Origin of the sequence: Geomonas terrae (assembly GCF_004791675.1) — a bacterium.
In the GTDB taxonomy this organism is placed as follows: domain Bacteria; phylum Desulfobacterota; class Desulfuromonadia; order Geobacterales; family Geobacteraceae; genus Geomonas; species Geomonas edaphica.
Window position 1 is genome coordinate 110538 of sequence record NZ_SRSC01000005.1, and the last position, 19606, is coordinate 130143.

A 19606-nucleotide genomic window follows, 5' to 3' on the forward strand; every position below is an offset into this window, starting at 1 on the left:
GAGAACTCCGCCGCTGATAGGGGTGGCAATCTTGGTGAAGATGTCGATGGGAGTATCGGGAGATCCGGCTGGCCCCTGCGGGCCTTGGATTCCCTGCGGGCCTTGGATCCCTTGCGGGCCTGTTGCGCCTGTTGCACCGGTGTCGCCTTTCAAGCCCTGCGGGCCTTCCGGACCGGTGGCGCCGGTGTCACCTTTCGGACCCTGCGGACCGGTCGGACCTGCCGGACCTGCCGGACCGGTAGCACCGTCCGCGCCGGGAAGACCTTGCGCACCTGCACTCCCTTTTGCGGCCATCAACTGCCAAGCCGGGCTCGCACCGGGGACGTCGTTTACAGTCACTGCCGCTGCCGCGATGTAGCTGCTGCCTTCGTACTGGACGCCGTCGTCGGCCTTGTAGTCTCCGGCGACCCACTCGCCTTTCCAGCTCATGCCTTTTTGCCCTTGCGGACCGGTTTCACCTTGAAGGCCCTGGATACCTTGGGAACCCTGCGGGCCGGTCGGACCTGCGGGGCCTGCTACGCCTTGAATACCCTGCTCGCCCTGCGGACCCGCGGGGCCCGTAAGACCGGTGTCGCCTTTCGGACCTTGGAGACCCTGGTCGCCTTTGAGACCCTGCGGACCTTCGGGACCGATATCGCCTTTGGGACCCTGGATGCCCTGGTCACCTTTGAGACCCTGCGGACCGATCTCGCCTTGAGGCCCCTGGATACCTTGCGGACCCTGGGCACCGGTGTCGCCTTTAAGACCCTGGATGCCCTGGTCTCCCTTAAGACCCTGCGGGCCGATCTCGCCCTGGGGACCCTGGATACCCTGCGGACCTTGAGCACCGGTGTCGCCTTTGGGGCCTTGCGGGCCGGTTGCGCCTGCTGCACCGTCTGCACCTGCCGGACCTTGCGCGCCGGTCGCGCCGTCGAGGCCTTTTGCCGCTACGAGCTGCCATACGGTGCTTACCGGGGCGGGGACGTCGTTAACGGTTGCAGCAGCCACCGCGATGTAGGTGCTTCCCTGGTACTGCACGGCGTCGGTCTTCACGTAGTCGCCGGCCACCCACTCGCCTTTCCAGGTCATCCCCTGTCCTGCGGGACCCTGCAGACCTTGCTCGCCCTGCGGACCTACGGGACCCATCGAGCCTGCCACACCCTGGGGACCTTGCGGGCCTTCGGGGCCTGCCGGACCGGTGAGGCCGGTGTCGCCCTTCGGACCTTGCGGACCGGTCGGACCTGCGGGGCCTGCAACGCCTTGAATACCCTGCTCGCCTTGCGGACCTGCAGGGCCGGTAAGACCGGTGTCACCTTTGGGGCCTTGCGGACCGATCGGACCGGTCTGGCCTGCGGGGCCTACGATACCTTGAATACCCTGCTCGCCTTGCGGACCTGCGGGGCCGGTAAGACCGGTGTCACCTTTGGGACCCTGCGGCCCGATCGGACCGGTCTGGCCTGCGGGACCTGCGATACCCTGGATACCCTGCTCACCTTGCGGACCAGCAGGGCCGGTAGCGCCGGTATCGCCTTTCAAGCCTTGGATGCCTTGATCACCTTTGAGACCTTGCGGCCCGATCTCGCCCTGGATACCTTGGATACCCTGCGGACCTTGTGCGCCGGTGTCACCTTTCGGACCCTGCGGACCTGCCGGGCCGGTAAGACCGATGGGGCCGGTCTGGCCGGGCTCGCCTTGCGCGCCGGTCGCGCCTGCGGCACCGTCGAGACCTTTCGCGGCGACGAGTTGCCAGATGGCGCTTACCGGGCCGGGAACGTCGTTCACGGTTGCGGCTGCCACCGCGATGTAGGTGCTGCCGTTGTACTGCACGGCGTCTGTCTTGACATAGTCACCGGCAATCCATTCGCCCTTCCAGGTCATCCCCTGTCCTGCGGGACCCTGCGCGCCTTGCTCGCCCTGCGGACCTACGGGACCCATCGAGCCTGCCACACCCTGGGGACCCTGCGGACCTTCCGGACCTACGGGACCGGTGAGGCCGGTGTCGCCTTTAGGACCCTGCGGGCCGGTGGGGCCTGCGGGACCAGCAACACCCTGGATACCCTGCTGACCTTCAGGACCGGTCGCACCGGTGTCGCCTTTCGGACCTTGCGGACCGGTGGGACCTGCGGGGCCCGCTACGCCTTGGATACCCTGCTGACCTTCAGGGCCGATCGGGCCGATGTCTCCCTTCGGTCCCTGGATACCCTGTACACCCTGGTCACCCTTGTCACCTTTGAGGCCTTGCGGCCCTTGGATGCCCTGGTCACCTTTGTCGCCCTGCGGGCCCTGGATACCTTGGATACCCTGGTCCCCCTTGTCGCCTTTGAGGCCCTGAGGACCTTGGATGCCCTGGATACCCTGGATGCCCTGGTCCCCTTTGTCGCCTTTGTCGCCTTGAAGACCCTGGATACCCTGCGGACCCTGTGCGCCGGTGTCACCTTTGGGACCCTGCAGACCGGTGGCCCCTGCTGCACCGTCCGCGCCTGCCGCGCCGTCGAGGCCTTTAGCTGCCACGAGCAGCCAGGTGGTGGTGCTGGTTCCGGGGACATCGTTTGCGGTTGCCGCACTGGCGGCTACGTAGGTGCTGCCCTGGTATTGCACCGCCTCGGTCGCGTTGTAATCGCGCGCGGTCCACTCGCCCTGCCAGATCATCCCTCTGGGACCGGGGGCGCCTTCCGCCCCTTGCGGACCCTGCGGGCCTGTCGCGCCCATGGGACCGATCGGACCAATGGGACCTACCGGACCGATGGGGCCCTGGATGCCTTGCTCGCCTTGCGGACCGGTTGCGCCGGTTGCACCTGTTGCACCGGTGTCGCCCTTGGTACCCTGGATACCCTGAATGCCTTGGTCGCCCTTGTCGCCTTTGAGGCCTTGCGGACCTTGGATACCCTGGATGCCTTGAATACCCTGGTCGCCTTTATCGCCTTTGTCACCCTGGATGCCTTGCGGACCCTGCGCACCGGTATCGCCTTTGACACCCTGCGGACCGGTCAGGCCGATGGGACCCTGGATGCCTTGGTCACCCTTCGGGCCCTGCGGGCCGATCTCCCCTTGGATACCTTGAATGCCCTGGGCACCGGTGTCCCCCTTGAGACCCTGGATGCCTTGAATGCCTTGGATACCCTGGGCGCCGGTGGCGCCGGTCTCACCCTTGGCGGCCACGAGTTTCCAGTCGAGCGGCGACTGGCCGGGGATCGCGTTGATGTTGGCCCTGAGTGCCACGTAGGAACTGCCGTTGTATTGCACCACGGAGTCTTTTGCGTAGCCCGGCGTGGCGCTCCAGTCACCCTGCTGGTGCAGCGTGTTGGTGAGGTTGGAACCGTCGCCCGCGTAGGAGGTGGCGCTTACGTTGCCGTCTGCGGTCACGTTGAAGGTGGTGTTGCCGGAACTGTCCTTGACGGTGAGTCGGTTCACCTCGGCGTGTGCTGCGCCGGAAACCAGTCCCACGAGCAGCGTGGCCATGCCAAGGCTCCTGTAGTACTGTCTTCTCTTGAACTTCTTTCCCATTGGATCTGCCTCCTTTAAAAATTGAGCATCGAATAATTTCAATAAGTAAGTTTCACAGGGCTACTGCAGTACCAGCCCCTCCAGGACGGCCTCGCCGTTGTTTATCGTGAGCGAGTGGAGCTGTGTCGAACCTGTCTGGTTCTGGAACTGGCTGTCGTAGCCGCCTCTTACCGCGACGGAACGGTCCGCGTCGATCAGCAGGTCCTCGAGGGTGTTCACCGCGAGGCTCTGGATCACGCTTCCGGAGAAGGAGGCCTGGTAGGCTGCCTGCAGCGAGCCGTAGTACTCCTGGGTCCCCATGATGCGGAAGGGGGACTTGAAGAAGGCGTAGATGCTGTGGTCGCTGTTTGCCGGGCAGAAGGTGAAGCTCGAGGATGCGCTGTTCTGCCAAGCTCCGTCGACCTGGAAGTCGCCGAAGGTGAAGCCGTTATCCGGCGTGGTGGTGAAGCTCTGGCACGCCCCCGCGGCAACGTTCACGTCGCCGGAAGGGGAGATGCTCCCTCCTGCGCTCGCGCTCGCGTGGATCACGTAGCTGCTCGCAGCGCTGCCGGAGAGGGATACCTGCTTGTCGGCGGCGTACGGGTCGTTGGACGGGATGTGCAGGAGCGCGCTCTTGGCCCCTGCGCTTGCCGGAGTGAAGCTCATGGTGATGCTGCAGCTTGCCGCCGGTGCGAGGGAGACCCCGGCACAGCCGTTGGCGGTGATGCTGAACTGCGCCGCGTCGGTTCCGGTGATGGTCGCGCTCCCCACACTCAGGTTGTATTGCCCGGCGTTGGTGACTGTGACCGTCTTCGTGGCGCTCGCGTTGATGGAGACGGAGCCGAAGGCTGCCGGGTTGGGGGTGGCGGAGATGACGGGGAGGAGCTTCGTCGCGACCTTCAGGGCCGTGTTGGTGACGTCGTAGAAGGCGATGTTCACGTTGTGATTCGCGTCGACGACGAGTGCCGAGTACTGGCCGTAGTTGGTGCTGCCGCTGTCGGGGACCGCGGCCGGGGTGGTCCAGACGCCGTTGGGCGAGCGCTGCGCGTACATGAGCTGCCCGGTGCCGCCGCCGTTGTTGCTGTAGAAGGCAACGTGGACGATGTCCAGGCCGTTTGCCTTGATGGAGGTGAAGGCCCCGGCGCTGCCAACGGGACCGAGGTCGTAGGGGGCGCTCCACGTGCCGCCGGTGGACGCCTGCTTGTTGATGTACTGCAGGCGCTTGCTCGCGTCGACGTAGACCACGTGCAACAGGTCGTTGTTGTCGACGGTGATGGCCGGCGAGGAGACCGTGGTGTCGGTGAGCGTCGAGGTGGCGAAGCCGCTTTCCTGGGCGGTCGGGTTCTCGGCGTACATCAGGCGGCCGTGGCTGCCGTTGGTCGGGTTGTAGTAGACGATGTGGATGTTGCCGAGCGAATCAAGGGCGAGGTCGCTCTGTTTGCCCGAGCCCGCCTGCGGCGCCGTCGGCTCGAACTCGTGGTAGTACATGTCGCGCTCGTTCGCGTACCAGAGGTTGTAGCCGTCGGTGTAGCTGATGAAGGTGTTGCTGTTGGTCATGCTGCAGGGAGAGCCCTGGCAGAACTGCACCGCGCCGGTGAAGGTGTCGGTGGTTGTGTTGGAGATGGCAGGCTGCGGGTTACCCATGGGGTCGACGCCGCCCGCTATGTCCTGCAGCTGCCAGTTGTTGGCATCCACCGAGACGTAGAAGGGGGCGCCCGCGTAGTTGAGCGGATTGAGGTCGCTCCACTTGCGCGCCGAGACGTATTTCCTCTTGAGCGTCGCCGGATCGTAGGTGTAGGCCATGACCCTGGGGCCCGCGGGGGTGTAGACCGTCGCGGTCCCCGCGTTGGTGACGTTGGGGATTGGCACGGTCTGCGACGCGCTCCAGTTGCCGGAGGCGTTGGTGGCGAGTTTTAAGACCGGTGTCGCGGCGGAGTTGTCCAGGTAACCGATGGCGAGTTTGCCGTTGGCGGGGTTCGTCGCCATGGAGCAGTACTTGCCGGTGTCGCTCCCCGTGTTGTCGATGGTGGTGACCCCCCAGGAGGTGACCGGGACGACCGGGTAGAATACCGCGGTGATGCTGTGGTTTGCGCTCACCTCGGGGAAGGTGTACGAGGTCACCGCGCCGAGCGGCGTCCCCATGTTGTCCGGACCGGTGCCGTCCAGGTAGACGCCGGCGATGAGGTAACCCGGGTTCGGCGTGATGGCGAAGGTCTTGTTGAGCCCGCCCGCAGCGCTCACCGCGCCGGAGGGGGAGATGGTGCCGCCGATGTCGGGGACCATGGAGGTGTTGTAGACCGCGGTGTAGATGGTGTAGTTCGCGCTCTGCGCCGTGGTTCCCTTAAGCGTCACCTGCTTCACCGGGAAGTTCGGGTCGTTCGAGGCGACGTTCAGGAGGGCGCTCTTGTCACCGGCGGAAGCCGGCGAGAAGCGGACCTCGGTGCTGCAGCTTGCCCCGGGGGCGAGGGAAAGCCCGGCGGTGCAGCCGTTGTTGCTCGTCACCAGGAACTCGGAGGCGTTGGTCCCGGAGATGGTCGGGGCGCCGGAGAGGGTGAGGTTCGTGGTGCCGCGGTTGGTGACGGTGACGCTTTTCACCGCGGCGGAGCCCTGGGCCGTATAACCGAAGAGAAGCGGCGCAGGGGCGGCGTCGATGGCCGGGGCCGGTTTGGTCGCCACCATGAGGGCGGTGTTGGCCGCGTCGTAGAAGGCGATGTTCACCCTGTTGTACTGATCGATGGCGAGGGCGGCGTACTGCCCGTAGTCGCGGCTCGCACCGGTGTAGGTGATGGTGTCGGGGGCGCCGAAGGAGGAGCCTGCGGCGCCCTTCATGGTGTAGGTGAGGGCGCTCGTGCCGCTGTTGTACCAGGCGGCGTGTACGTTGTTCGCGCCGTCGACCTTGAGCGAGAGGGAGCCGCCGGTCTTGCCGCAGGCGCCGATGTTCACAGGGGCGCTCCAGGTGTTTCCTGCGGCGGGTTTGCTCGTGTACCAGACGTTGTAGCTCGAGCCGCCGCCGTAGCTGTAGATGACGTGGATGACGTTGTTGCCGTCGATGGCGATGGCGGGGTTCACGAGGGCGCTGCCGGTAGGGAGCTGCAGTGTCTTTGCCTGCCCTGAAGCGGTCGGGTTCAGCGCGTACATGAGACTTCCGGTCGGGTCGGCGTAGACCACGTGCACGTTGCCGTTTCCGTCGATGGCGAGGTCGCTTTGACTCCCGGTGGCAGAGACGCGGTACCAGTTCATGTCCCGCTCGTTGGCGTACCAGAGTCCGCGCTCGGCGGACAAGGCGTTGTCGCTGCCGTTGTTGTAGGTGATGAAGGTGAAGCCCATGTACTGGACGGCACCGGTCTGGGTGCCGGAGGCGATGGACCCCATTACGGGCTCGGAGGCGCCGGTCATGGGGTTGATCCCCCCGGCGATGTCCTGGAGCTGCCAGCCGTCGCCGTTGATCTTCCTGGCCGCCTGGTACATGGTCCGCCCCGTGGCGGGGTTGTACGAGTAGGCCATGATGCGCGGACCGCCGGGGGTGTAGACGGTCGCCGTAGAGGCGTCGCCGGCGTTGGGGAGGATGTTCTTCAGGCTCTCCGTGTACCAGCTCCCCGATACGTTGTTGGCGTATTTAAGATACGGGGTCCCCGAGGTCGAGGTGTCCAGGTAGCCCAGGTAGAGCTTACCGGCCGGGTCGACCGCAACGGAGAGGTTCTTTCCGGTCGCGATCGCCGAGTTGTCGACCACGGACGCGGTCCAGGTGGAGGCGCGGGCCGGTTGCCGCGACAGCAGTAATAGAATAACGGCTGCTGCGAGGTGATAGGCGCTTCTAAGTGTCACGGTACCCTCCTTTAGATTAAAATCTGCCGGCAGGTGGACGGCAGCGCTGAAATGAGAGCCGGGCGGGCAGTGCCGCGGCTCTCGCAATGCATGCTGAGCTTTAAAACAATTTTTGCGGCACTTGCCGTTACGCGGTCGGGTGTTTGCGGCGGGGACTGGAGAAGATCGCTTGGTAACGGTTAATTGGACGGGGGCAACGTTAGCAACATTGGTACCAAAATATGAATATCTTATAAGTATTCGATTTTCCAGATGTTCATATGTGGAGGTGAGGGGAGGGCGTAGGAAGTTGTAGGTGTTATACCCACATGTGGGTGAGGCAGGGGTGAATTTGCCCCATAACTAAAGATATAGGAGAGGCAATTGACGATTGACGATTGACGGGCGTGGTAGGTGGTAGATGGTAGGTGGTAGGTGTTCCCTTGTCTTGTCCATGAGGCGGCTGTCCCACTGCTCGGCAAAAAAAAGAGGACTGGCTCCTCGGTGCCAGTCCCCTTATCGATTATTCACCGGCGTCGAGGAGCTCGTGGAAGGTGAGCCGGTAGCGCCGCAATAAGCGCAGCATCTCAAAGGTCCCCACTTTCCGGTGCCGCATCACTTGGGCACGCTTCGCTAACAGCTGCGGAAGGGCGGCGACGGCGTCGCGCGTACCCCTCGCTACGGCAAGGACGCACTCTTTCTTGCTCCCGCTGGTCAGAAACTCCCCGCCTGTTCCTTTTGCCCCAATGACGACCCGGGCCTGCGTGAAATAACGCATCAGGGTGGTCACCGGGAGGAGCAGAAGGAGCGGGAAAGGAAGATTTTTTAACGCCGCGTAAAAATGATTGCGCTCGACCAGGTAGAGCTTGAACGGGGAGAGCGCACCGCCTGTCATGGAATATTTATGGTAGACGACGGCATCCCGCGCCAGCACGGCGCGCCAACCGGCAACTCTTCCCCTGAGCCCAAGGTCGGTGTCCTCGCAGTAGGCAAAGAAGTCACCGTCGAAAAAACCGATTTCATCAATCATAGCGCGGCGGTAGAGCGCCACGCAGGCGGATGGGAAAAGGATCTCCGGGGCTGCGGCCGGAGAGACTTCGGCAAAGCGCCTCCCCCTGCTGTTGCCGCGCGACATGCCGTCCAGGCAGACAGCCATTCCCAGGCTGTCGACCCGTTCCGGTTCCTGGTAGCTCAGGATCCGGCAGCCGACCATACCGGCGTCCGGATGCGCTTCTGCTACCGATACGAGCTTTTCGAGCCAGTCCGGCTCGGCCTTCGTGTCGTTGTTCAGGGTGACCAAGTATTCGCCGCGTGCGAAGGGGAGGGCGGCGTTGTTGCCGTCGGCGAAGCCCTTGTTTTCCTTGAGCGCAACAAGGCGCACCTCGGGGCGGCCCTCCAGGTAGGCGACCGAGCCGTCGCTCGAGCCGTTGTCCACCACGATCACCTCGAAATCCTTGAAGCTTTGGGCTGCCAGGCTGTCAAGGCACTCCGGTAGATGGACCAGGCCGTTCCAGTTCACGATGATGATCGATACGCGCACTCATACCTCTGTCTAAATCCCCCCTGTCCCCCCTTCGCAAAGGGGGGGACGTGAGGGCGCGTGCAGCGCTTCGCTGGCACTGGTTCCCTACCTGCTGCAATGAACCTTCACAGGACTGTTGTAGGACGAGACTTATTGGGGATCACTCGGTCCAGCGGCACTTACCGAACCACTGACACGCCTGTCGGTGTTTGTCTGTGTTTTTTTTAATTGCTTGCGGGGTGTTATTTATATTAAGATCGGGCGCCTTTGCAAGGGGAAAATTGGTCCGAATTTTGTATTCATTACCAGTCGACATGTTTTGCGGCTATTCGCTACGTCATATCACGTGGCCCCTGTGAGGGAACATGAAGATTCTGGCTATAATTCCAGCGTACAACGAGGCCGGTAACATCCAGGCCGTGATCGAAGACCTCAAGTCATTTGGCGGAGACATCCTCGTCGTCAACGACGGGTCGACCGACGCCACCGCCGCCATCGCCAAAAGCATGGGGGTTCTGGTGGTTTCGCACCCCTTTAACCTGGGCATCGGCGGCACGGTGCAGACCGGCATCAAGTACGCCTTCCAAAACGGCTACGACGCGGCGATCCAGTTCGACGGCGACGGGCAGCACCGCGGCGACCAGATCTGGAAGATCGTGGAGCCGGTGCAAAGAGGGGAGGCGGACCTGGTCATCGGCTCGCGCACCCTGCCCGGCGGCTACAAGATGGGGATCACCCGCTTCATCGGCTCGCGCATCTTCCACTGTCTCATCCGCTTTCTCGCCGGCAAGGCGATCGAGGACCCCACCTCGGGCTTTCGCTGCTACGGCAGGAGAACCCTCGCCCTTTTTTCCCGCTTCTATACCGACGACTACCCTGAGGTCGAGTGCATCATCACCGCGGCCAGAAACGGCCTCAAGGTGATGGAGGTCCCCGTGCTGATGCGCGGGCGGCTATCGGGGAATTCCTCGATCACCAGGAGAAAGTCGGCCTACTACATGATGAAGGTGACCCTCGCCATGGTGATCGACTCCATGCGCGGCAGGGAACTGATAGAGGAACCTTAATTCGTGGACCTGACGAAATTCGCTTCGCTTGCCATCAGTATCGGCATCTTCTTCTTCGTCCTGTGGCTGGTGCGCCAGCGCCGCCTGCGGGAAAAATACGCCATCCTCTGGCTTTGCACCTCGATCTTCGTGGTGCTCCTGACCGCGTCCAGGCGGGTGCTCGAGGTAGCGGCACTCTCGGTCGGTATCTATTACCCCCCCTCGCTTTTGTTCCTTGTCGGCGTCCTGTTTTTACTTATGGTGGTGATCGGGCAGTCGGTCACCCTCTCCAGGCTCTCGGAGAGTAACCACAACTTGGCCCAGGAGATGGCGCTTCTGAAAAAGAGGCTCGAGGATATGAGCGGGGAGCAAAAGGAAAGGAAGGCGGAGAAGGGATAGGTTCGCTGGACCGGCTTCCCCCCTCCCAGCCTCCCCCCTTTTGTGGGAGGGGCATGGGAAGGAGAGAAGCGGTCCTCGTAGCTTGATGGTCTTTACTTCGGGTGACCCGGGGGGAGTACGCTTTCCTCGGGTGCAGGTGCGGCGCCGTTACCGGCGACGCCTGAGGAGAAGTAAATCACGTCGAAGGTGCGGTTGAGGCTCTTGCTGGTGAATTTGTCCATGCGCATCCCCGGCAGGGCGGCCAGTTCGTCGCCTACCTTCACCTTGGTCACCGGCAGGGCGACCCAGACGTTTTTCCCGTCGCGCGCAAGGTTGACGTAGGTGTAGCCGCCGGCGTCCATGGTTTCCACCACCTTGCCGGAAAGCTCGTTTGTGAGCGCTTGGGATTGGGTATGGGGCGCTTTGGCGGCGGTATCGGCGCGACCATCGGTGAAGACGATCCTCTCGAAGGTGCGGTTGAGGGCGGCGCTCTTGAAATTGGTCATCACCATGCCTGGCCTGAGGGCGACTTCCTCGCCGACAGCTGTGGTGTCATTTCTGGTCATGGCAGCCCAGCCGCTCTTGCCGTCTTTTTCCAGACGCACGTAGGTGTAACCTCCGGCGTGCATAACCTCAACGACCTTGCCTGAGAGTGTTTCCACCTGGGGCGGGGCGGTGGTGGGCTGTACGGGGGGGGCTGCGGGGACATCCGCAACTTTAGCCGTCCCGGCGCAACCGGACTGCAGGGCGAGGGCAAGGCCCAGGGTCATTGTGGTGGCGAAGATGCTGCGTGTTCTTTTCATACAACCAGCTCCTTTGCAATTACAGTGAAGTTGAGGCAGCGAGCTGCCCACGATGCGGCAGATTCTACTACAGTTTCGCTCATCAATAAAAGGCAAATTCTGTAGCGGTTCGGTTTACATCTGGACGTCCCCCACGGGGCACAGAGGAGGCCGTCGCCCCTCATAATCGTGCATCTTTCGAGCAGCACGCGAAGATGCCGGTTTTAAAAGGTTGTATTTACTGGAAATATTTAGTATATGAATGCTTTGCCTTGGCCGGCGAGCGCTTCTTCGTGGCGTGAACCGGGGCCGGGGCGGTTGCTATGTTTTTACTCCGCCTGCTCGCTGGAGCGGGATGTCGGAGATGGAGGGCCCTGTTTTGGTCAAGTTCGTTCTTTCGTTGTTGTTGATGTCATTTCTCGTCTCTTGCGGGTCCATCTCGGCTCCTTCGGTCACCGGCAACGAGGCTGCGACCCCGCCGACCGAGCTCGCGGTTGCGAAGACGACCTCCACCTCGGTAGTCCTCACCTGGAGCCCGGCTGCAGGCGACGTCTACGCCTACAAGATCTACCGCGACGGCACCGAGGTCGGCACCACCATCAAGGCCGGCCCGGCAAGTGCCGCACCCACCGTCTACAGCGACAACAACCTGAACCCCTCCACCACCTACGTCTACTCGGTGGCCGCCTCCTCCACCTTCGGCAAGGAGACCGCCTCTCCGGACACGGTCATCGCCACGACCCTCCCCTCGGGGCCGCTCGACCCGCCGACCCGGGTCAGCGTGACCCAGACCACCGTCGATTCGGTCTCCCTCACCTGGGAGGCGTCCAACTACACCGTTCCCGGCGCCGTGCTCACCTACTCCATCTACAGAAACGGCACCCTGATCGGGACCACCACGGCAGCGGCGGGGCAGGGGGGGACCTTCACCGACACCAAGCTCTCGCCGGCGACCACCTATTATTACAGCGTCTCGGTTTCCACGGAGTCCGCGCTTTCGCCTCCGGTCCAGGCGACCACGGCAAGCACCAGCATCTCGCTTTCGAGTACCGTGGTCACCTTTGCGGGTAGCCCTGCGCGGCAGGGTTCCGCCGACGGGCTCGGCGGGTGGGCGACCTTCTACCAGCCCTACGGCATGGTGCGCATGGGAGGCTACCTTTACCTGGCCGACAGCGGCAACCACACCGTCCGCCGCATCGACATCGCCACGAGCGAGGTGAGCACCGTGGCCGGCACCGCGGGAAGTATCGGCGCCGCGGACGGCATCGGCACCGCCGCCCGGTTCAACACCCCGCGCGGCGTCGCAACCGACGGCATCTACATCTACGTCACGGACAGCGGCAACAACGCGATCCGCAGGTTCGACCCGGTCTCCGGATCGGTCATCACCTTCGCGGGCACCATGGGGGGGAGGGGCTTCCTCGACGGTACCGGTGTCGATGCGCGCTTCTACGCACCGCGCGGCATCACCTCTGACGGGGCGAACCTCTACGTGGCGGACACCTACAACAACGTCATCAGGAAGATTCGCATCTCCGACGCCGCCGTCACTACCTTGGCCGGCACGAAGGCCAAGGGGACCAACGACGGCACCGGGCCTGGGGCGGCCTTCTTCTACCCCTACGGCATCACCTGCGACGGTCCGAACCTCTACGTCACCGACACCTGCAACCACACGATCAGGAAGATCGTCATCGCCACCATGCAGGTGACCACGATCGCGGGGAGGGCTGGGTACTCCGGGAGCGGGGACGGTCTCGGGAGCGACGCCGGGTTCTACTATCCGGACGGGATCCTGAGTGACGGCACCAACCTCTACATCTGCGACACGAGCAACAGCACCATCCGGCAGGTGAAGATCGCCACCGGCATGGTCGCGACCCTTGCCGGGAAGGCGGGGGCGGCCGGCACCACGGACGGCTCCGGCACCGTGCCCCGTTTCCGCACCCCGCGCGGCGTTGCCATCTCCGGCAGCCAGCTCTTCATCACCGATTTTGCAAGCCACACGGTGCGCCGGATCACATTGCAGCCGGCAAACTGACCCGGACTCAGCCTATCGTTTGACATGGGAGGGGGGCCGTGGCTATAATGGCCCCCTTTTCCATCACCACACACCTTTGGAAAGGCGGTAGCATAATGCGCGCATTTTATTTGTTGGCGGTACTCTTTGGGCTCGTTCTCGGCGGCTGCGGCGTCGAGTGGTTGCCGCCTCCTCCCCAGGTGGAGCAATTCTCCTTCACTCCGAGCTCCGTGGACGGGGTTGCCACCGGTTCGACCCAGACCTCCAACGCGGTGACGCTTACCATGGACACCTCAAACGCCAACATCAGCGTGAGCAGTGGGGAATACTCGGTGAACGGCGGGACCTTCACCTCGACCGCCGGAACCGTGGTGAGCGGCGACACGGTACAGGTGCGGCATACCGCGGCTACCACGGCAGGTACCACGGTGACCACAACACTCACCGTCGGCGACAAGCGCGCCACCTTCTCGAGCACCACGGCCGGTGGCGCCGACGCCTTCTCCTTCTCGCCCGCCGCCGTCTTCAACGTGACGCCGGGCTCGAGCCAGACCTCCAACGCTGCCACCGTCAAGGTGAACGGCACGGCGCCGATCAGCGTTACCGGCGGTGAGTACTCGGTGGACGGCAGCTCCTTCACGAGTTCCCCCGGCACCATCGGCGCCGGCACCCATACGGTCCAGTTGCAGCAGACCGCAGCCGACGGGTTCCTCGCCACCACGGCCACCACCACGGTCACCATCGGCGGGACCAGCGCGAGCTTCCTCAGCTCTACGACGAGCGTGGCCGACCAGGTCGTCGCTGCGAGCGGGACCGCCAACGCGTTGGTGACGACGCAGGTGACCCTGCACCTGCTCAGCGGCAACTACACCCTTCAGGTCGTCGACGGCACCGGCTCCTACTCGCTTACCGGGGGAGACGATTACAAGGACATCTCGGCGGGGGCGGAGACCGTCAGTCTTACCGACGGGCAGACCATTTACCTGCAGGATCTCGCCTTGTCCGGGGGCGTCTCGACCACATTCTTCGCCATCGACGGCGGCACCATCGAGTACGACGTCACCGCGAAGTAGCACGCCGCGTCGCAAGGAATCATCAAGGGGAGCCGGCTCAGCCGGCTTCCCTTTTTTTGCGCCCGCCGCGCGCCCTGTGCGCCTCCTTTCATTGGACCATCCTTACCGGGAAGGGTTCCGGTGCCGGGGGAGAGCGCACCACGAAGCGGCTCCCTCCGCCTGATTGCCGGGCAACTCTCCTTGTCACCGCATATTTTCTCTTATATCGGTACAACTTTTTCTTACAAACGCTTGCTTTTCTACCTACAACGAGTAGAATCTCATGAGCCTGCGGCCCCTCTCTGCCTAATTAACCCATCGCCACCTTCCTCGTATCCATCGTAAAGCGTCACCGTTATTGGAGGTCTGCATGATCAAGAAGGCACTGCTGTTGCTCGTTATCCTCACCTGTCTCCCCTCGCTCGCTCTGGGGTGGACACTGACTGCAAGGATCGGGAGCCCTTCGGGGAGCATCGCCGGTGGTTCCCCATACAAGACCGTCACCACCGGAACCGGGTACCTGACCATCCCGGCCGGCGACACCACGGTCGCCGTCACCCCGTCCGCCGGGTACACGGTCTCGATGGTGACCCTCGACGGGGTCACCCTTGCCGTACCCGCCGCGGGGGGGAACGTCGCGATTCCGCAAGAGGGGAAAACCTCGCGCACCCTGATCGCCTACTTCACCGCGGCGACCTACTCGATGACGGCGACACAGTCGGCGGGGGGCGTGATCTCGCTGCAGCGCATGACGCCGACGGTAAGCGCCATAACCACGACGACGCTCACCGGACTGCGCACCGGTAACGTGGTGCGCGTCACGGCGACCCCTGACTCCGGAGACAGCGCCACTTCCCTCTCCGTGGCCGGGAGCCAGGTCTGGAGCGGAAGCTCACCCTCGGCCGTCACCTACGATTACACGGTCGGGACGAGCAACGTGAGTGCCCAGGCGAGCTTCGTGAGCATCCCGGTGGTAACGGCGCGCATAGCGACGGCGTCGGTGCTTACTTCGGTCAATACGCCGTTGTCCCTCGACGCCTCCGGCTCCACGAGCAACGATCCGCCTCTTTCCTACCGGTTCCAGGTTGTCTCCGGCGATCCCGCTGCGGTGACGCTCTCCCCGGCCGGGCCCGGATCCAGCGCTGTAACGAGTTTTTCCGCTTCCCTTCCCGGGGACTACGCGGTGCAGGTCACGGTCACCTCGGCGCGCGGCGCCACCTCCACGGCGACTACATCCGTCATCACGGTGCTGACCAAGGCGGGCTACGACTCGGCGCAGTGCGTCTCCTGCCACGGCAACCGGGACCCCGCGGTGGTCGCTGCGTACCAGCAGTCAACGCACTTCCTCGCCGCCGGGGTAAGCTGCTCCGGATGTCACAACCCGGACGGCAGCCTCGGGCACCCGTACCTCACCCAACCCGGCACCTCCTGCCTCCCTTGCCACTCGACGGTCACGCCGCAGATCACTACGGATTTCTCCGCCTCGCCGCACGTGGCAACCGGCTGCATCGGCTGCCATTACGACCATACGGCGACCTCGACCTTCAACCGTTGCAGCACCTGCCACGGCTCGCCGCACCCTTGGGAGAGCCTGGGAATCTGCGGCCGCTGCCACCTGACTCACAACCCGTACACGATCACGGCGCCGCCGCCGCACTTCAACTCCTTCACCACGGCGCGCTACGTAACCCCCCGCATCAGCTGCGACAACTGTCACAGGACCATCGACGAGGCCGGGGTGAGCACCTTCAACATCTACAGCGCTAACCGGCAGTGGGGACGCTCGGGCAAGGGGGACAGCACGTCGCCCTCCTACGTCTCCTACGACTTCAAGGCGCTCGGCACCGCGCTCCCGGCCACACTTGCCACCTCCGTCGGGCCTGACTGCGTCCGGTGCCACACGACGACCGGATACGTGAAATACGTAGAATCGGGCTTCAAGGACATCGCACCGTTCGAGGACCCGATCGGGCAGCGCTCCCGCGAGATGATCGTCTGCTCGGCCTGCCACACACCGACCCCCTTCCGTTCCTACGACATCGTGGACTGGGACACCTACACCTACGTGCCGGCGTTCAGCAGGCGGGATGTGCCGCAGGTGATCGCCTACTACAACTACAGCACGAGCGGGACGAAGGTGCTGAACCCGATGGTGATGCCGTACGACGCCGGGGAATCGAACAACTGCATCGTCTGTCACGCCGGACGCACGGGGGGGAGCACGCTGAAGCTCCTGGCGCAGCTCTACGGCAGTTCTGGCACCTTCTGGGGCAACGTTTCCTTCATCGACCCGCACGGCATGGCGGCGGCGGGGGTTCTCTACGGCAAGAACGGGTACGAATTCTTCAGCAAGAGCTACAGCGGCACTTTCGCGGTCCATGGGGCTTTGGGGGGCGACGACCCGGGGGCGTGCATCTTCTGTCATATGTCCGCGGACCAGAAGCATTCCTTCTCCCCGGTGGCGAAAGACGCTAACGGCGCGATAACGCAGATCACCGCCTTCGCCCCGACCTGCAGCGGCTGTCACGACCAGACGTCGAAGCCGATCCCGCTCAACGACCCGGCACAGCTCGAAGCGAAGCGACTGGAATACGCCTCGGCGCTTAAGGCGCTCGCCGCGGTCCTCGCACGCAAGGGTATCAACTACAACGGTGCGCTCTCGCCGTACTTCTTCACCACGGCGGATAAGGCCGCACAGGGTGACGCCACCGCATTCCGCAACTGGCGCGCCTTCTACATGGCGGGGAGTCCGCCGCTCTACAGCGGCAGCGACCTCATGGGGGCCGCCTTCAACCTGAGGCTTTTGGACGGCGAGAAGGGTGGGTACGCACACAACAGCTACTACGCGAAAAGGCTTACCTACGACTCGATCGACCTCGCCGATGACGGCAAGCTGAACGCAACGGTCGCGATGACGCTGCAGAACCTCCCGGCGACGGAGAAGTTCACCGAAGTGGACCGGGCACGTGCCGTCTCCTGGGTCGGGGTGAGGCCGTAGACGATGGATGATTGACAATGGATAATTGGAAAAATAACGGCTAGTTACCACAGCCCTCCCCCTGCGCGCCGGGGGAGGGCGTTTTTGCGTTTTTCAGTATTTTTTCATCTAGACAAAGGGTCTTGAGCTGGCGTATTATAGGGCGCCGTTTTAGCCTTCTCCGCACGTCATTCACCCTGTATACCCTCGCCTCACGGGAGAAGGGACGGGGGGGGACCGTGGCGTGTAAGTGGCGGGCAAAAGGCGTTGCCGTTCCGTCAATTGGCGGAATGGCGGGGGAGTGCACCCCAATGATAACCGGCACATCGAGCCAACTTGGCGTTTTATCTTGCTAAAGTCTCGTCCTTTCGATATTTTTTCTGCCGCTCTTCTTTGGGAGCACTTATTGCTACAGCATCTGTTGTCCCGGCAGGGCCGGGTCGAGAGCCGCGCCAGACGTGGCTCTCTGGGAGACAGGCCGAACCGCCCTAAGGCTTATGAGCCGGGTGGTGAACGAAGAGGAGGCAGGATGCTGTTCAACATTTTTAAGCGATTTAACGTAGTATCCGCCGCAGGCACGGCACTCGCCGGTGCGCTTATCGCGCTCGTGCTCCTTTTGGCGCCGCAGGCGGCGCTCGCGACGGCGACGGTGACGAACAACAACGTCACCACGAGCCACTGGAAGCAGGGGAACCAGGAAGGGTATTCCGTCACCGCGACGGTCACGGTGCCGCTCGCGCAGGCCGGCTGGGCCGTGATGAACCTCTCCGGCGCGCAGATTTCCACCCCGGTCGCCCTCACCCCGGACACCGCCGGGACCACCTACACCGTGACCGTACCGGTGTCAGCGCGTCCCGCTGTCGGCGAGGCCTACAGCGTTGACGTGACCTACTTCGACAACCCGGACACCCCGACCCCGCCCGAGACCCTGAACCTCACCGTGGGCACGGTGCTCGACTCGTTCGCGACTCTCACCTCCCCCAACTGGGGCGTCGGGGCGACCACCAACCCGACCTTCACCTGGCAGGCTCCGGCAGCACCCCCGGCGGGAGGCGTAGCCGGGTACCAGCTTTCCATCAGCGGCCTGGACGAGACCCCCTGGGCCTCCGCGCAGCTCGGCGCGACGACCCTCTCCGCGCAGTACACCCAGAGCGGGACCTTCCCGGCCGCGCTCACCGTCGGGGTCACCTACCCGTGGTCGGTGTACACCCTGGATGCAGCGGGCAACAGCGCCGAGAACCGCGACGGCCTGGTCATGATCGGCGCCAACATCTCCGGCACCGTGACTGACTTCTCCGGCGCCCCGGTGCCGGACGCCACCGTCTACGTGTACACCGTCGGCACTAACAGCCAGCTCATCACCTCCACCACCACGAGAGCGGACGGCAGTTACCTCGTCGGCGGGCTCAACACCACCAACTACTGGATCAAGTACTCCAAGAACGGCAAGACCGTCTACTACAACAACCGTCTCGACGCCTCGGACACCTTCGGCAACACCTACGGGGTGCTGAAGACCGGGGTGAACGCGGTCCTTGGCGGGTGGGGCGCCATCTCCGGAAACGTGGTAACCAGCACTGGTGCCGGCCTTGTCGGGTACACGGTGCAGCTTCTCACCTCGGGCGGCCAGGCGACCTCCTACCCGGCGGTCACCACGACCACCGCGGGGGCTTTCACCTTCCCGCTCCTCGCCCCGGGGACCTACAAGGTTCGGGTCATCGGCGCGAACGGCTACGCCACCCTTGATTACCCCTACTCGCTCACCGTCACCGACGGCTCCATCACCCAGCTTCCCGGCAACGCGGTGCTCTACAAGGTCAACTTCACCGGCACCGTGACCAACACTCAGGGAGCGCCGGTTCCCGGCGTCTGGGTCTATCTCTACACTTCGGGCGGCGCCCTGACCGATTTCCCCGGCGCCGTGACCGGTGCGGACGGCACCTACTCCGTCGCCGGAATCGCGGTGGGGAGCTACAAGGTCCTCTTCGACGCGGGCTCGAGCTACGCGAAACAGTACTACAACCACAAGGCGACCCTGGCCACCGCGGACACCCTGACCGTCGGGTCCACCGTGGTCACCGGTGTCAACGCGGTGCTCGGCACGGGGATCCCGACCGTCACCACCTTCACCGTCCCCGCGACCTCGTCGTCTCTTACCGTGAGCGGGATCACTCTCACCGCCAGCGAGCCGACCTACGGCGTCGCAGGGTACATGATCACCGAGAGCGCCTCCGCCCCCTCCGCTTCGGACGCCGGCTGGAAGACGACCGCGCCCACGAGCTACACCTTCACCGGGGTGGGTGAAAAGACCCTATATGCGTGGGCCAAAGGGGCAACCGGCCTCATCTCCGACTCCGTGGCGCGCAGCGTGACGATCGACGCCTCCGCCGTAACCCCCGGAGACAGCGACGGGAACGGGGTGATCACCATTTCGGAAGTGAAGTTGGCCCTCGATATGTATCTCGGGGTGCAACCCTCGGCATACTTTGTGGATACGGACAAGAACGGCTCGGTCAGCCTTCAGGAGGTCCAGAAGGTGATCAACAGCTTCCTCGCGCAGTAG

10 protein-coding genes are annotated in these 19606 nt (G+C 63.8%); 7 read left to right on the forward strand and 3 right to left on the reverse strand.

Annotation, left to right across the window (positions count from 1 at the left end; translation table 11 throughout):
- The first annotated feature begins 102 nt into the window (after positions 1-102).
- Positions 103-3501, forward strand: coding sequence for a hypothetical protein (locus tag E4633_RS20915; protein WP_216629464.1), 3399 nt, complete (start codon positions 103-105; stop codon positions 3499-3501).
- A 42-nt stretch (positions 3502-3543) separates the two neighbouring features.
- Here E4633_RS20915 and E4633_RS18630 read toward each other — a convergent pair whose 3' ends face one another.
- Positions 3544-7287: a choice-of-anchor D domain-containing protein gene (locus tag E4633_RS18630; RefSeq protein WP_135872567.1), complete on the reverse strand. Its 3744-nt coding sequence runs from the start codon at positions 7285-7287 to the stop codon at positions 3544-3546.
- Positions 7288-7789: 502 nt separating this feature from the next.
- Positions 7790-8806 carry a glycosyltransferase family 2 protein gene (locus tag E4633_RS18635; RefSeq protein WP_135872569.1) on the reverse strand — a complete coding sequence of 339 codons (1017 nt, stop codon included), beginning with the start codon at positions 8804-8806 and terminating at the stop codon, positions 7790-7792.
- Between the two features lie 347 nt (positions 8807-9153).
- Between E4633_RS18635 and E4633_RS18640 the strand changes: the two genes are divergently transcribed.
- On the forward strand, positions 9154-9855 hold the full coding sequence (locus E4633_RS18640; RefSeq protein ID WP_135872571.1) for a glycosyltransferase family 2 protein: 702 nt from the start codon (positions 9154-9156) through the stop codon (positions 9853-9855).
- 3 nt (positions 9856-9858) lie between these two features.
- Positions 9859-10233, forward strand: a complete 375-nt coding sequence (locus tag E4633_RS18645) for a DUF2304 domain-containing protein (protein WP_135872573.1) — start codon at positions 9859-9861, stop codon at positions 10231-10233.
- 92 nt (positions 10234-10325) lie between these two features.
- Here the strand turns inward: E4633_RS18645 and E4633_RS18650 are convergent, their stop codons facing one another.
- The gene (locus E4633_RS18650; protein WP_135872575.1) at positions 10326-11015 is read right to left on the reverse strand and encodes a hypothetical protein; all 690 of its coding nucleotides are present in this window, start codon (positions 11013-11015) and stop codon (positions 10326-10328) included.
- Between the two features lie 358 nt (positions 11016-11373).
- Here E4633_RS18650 and E4633_RS18655 point away from each other — a divergent pair, with 358 nt between their 5' ends.
- The 4 genes from E4633_RS18655 (at position 11374) to E4633_RS18670 (ending at position 19606) form a co-directional block, all read left to right on the forward strand.
- On the forward strand, positions 11374-13035 hold the full coding sequence (locus tag E4633_RS18655; protein ID WP_162605034.1) for a fibronectin type III domain-containing protein: 1662 nt from the start codon (positions 11374-11376) through the stop codon (positions 13033-13035).
- A 95-nt stretch (positions 13036-13130) separates the two neighbouring features.
- Positions 13131-14087: a hypothetical protein gene (locus E4633_RS18660; protein ID WP_135872579.1), complete on the forward strand. Its 957-nt coding sequence runs from the start codon at positions 13131-13133 to the stop codon at positions 14085-14087.
- 349 nt (positions 14088-14436) lie between these two features.
- A complete protein-coding gene (locus E4633_RS18665; RefSeq protein WP_135872581.1) occupies positions 14437-17064 on the forward strand; it encodes a hypothetical protein in 2628 nt (875 codons plus the stop codon).
- Between the two features lie 508 nt (positions 17065-17572).
- Positions 17573-19606, forward strand: a complete 2034-nt coding sequence (locus tag E4633_RS18670; RefSeq protein ID WP_135872583.1) for a carboxypeptidase regulatory-like domain-containing protein — start codon at positions 17573-17575, stop codon at positions 19604-19606.

Bases quoted from the DNA above. Each gene is read 5' to 3' on its own strand.
- E4633_RS18660 (WP_135872579.1), top strand. From the start codon at position 13,131: ATGCGCGCATTTTATTTGTTGGCGGTACTCTTTGGGCTCGTTCTCGGC.
- E4633_RS18670 (WP_135872583.1), top strand. From the start codon at position 17,573: ATGCTGTTCAACATTTTTAAGCGATTTAACGTAGTATCCGCCGCAGGC.
- E4633_RS18640 (WP_135872571.1), top strand. From the start codon at position 9,154: ATGAAGATTCTGGCTATAATTCCAGCGTACAACGAGGCCGGTAACATC.
- E4633_RS18665 (WP_135872581.1), top strand. From the start codon at position 14,437: ATGATCAAGAAGGCACTGCTGTTGCTCGTTATCCTCACCTGTCTCCCC.
- E4633_RS18650 (WP_135872575.1), bottom strand. From the start codon at position 11,015: ATGAAAAGAACACGCAGCATCTTCGCCACCACAATGACCCTGGGCCTT.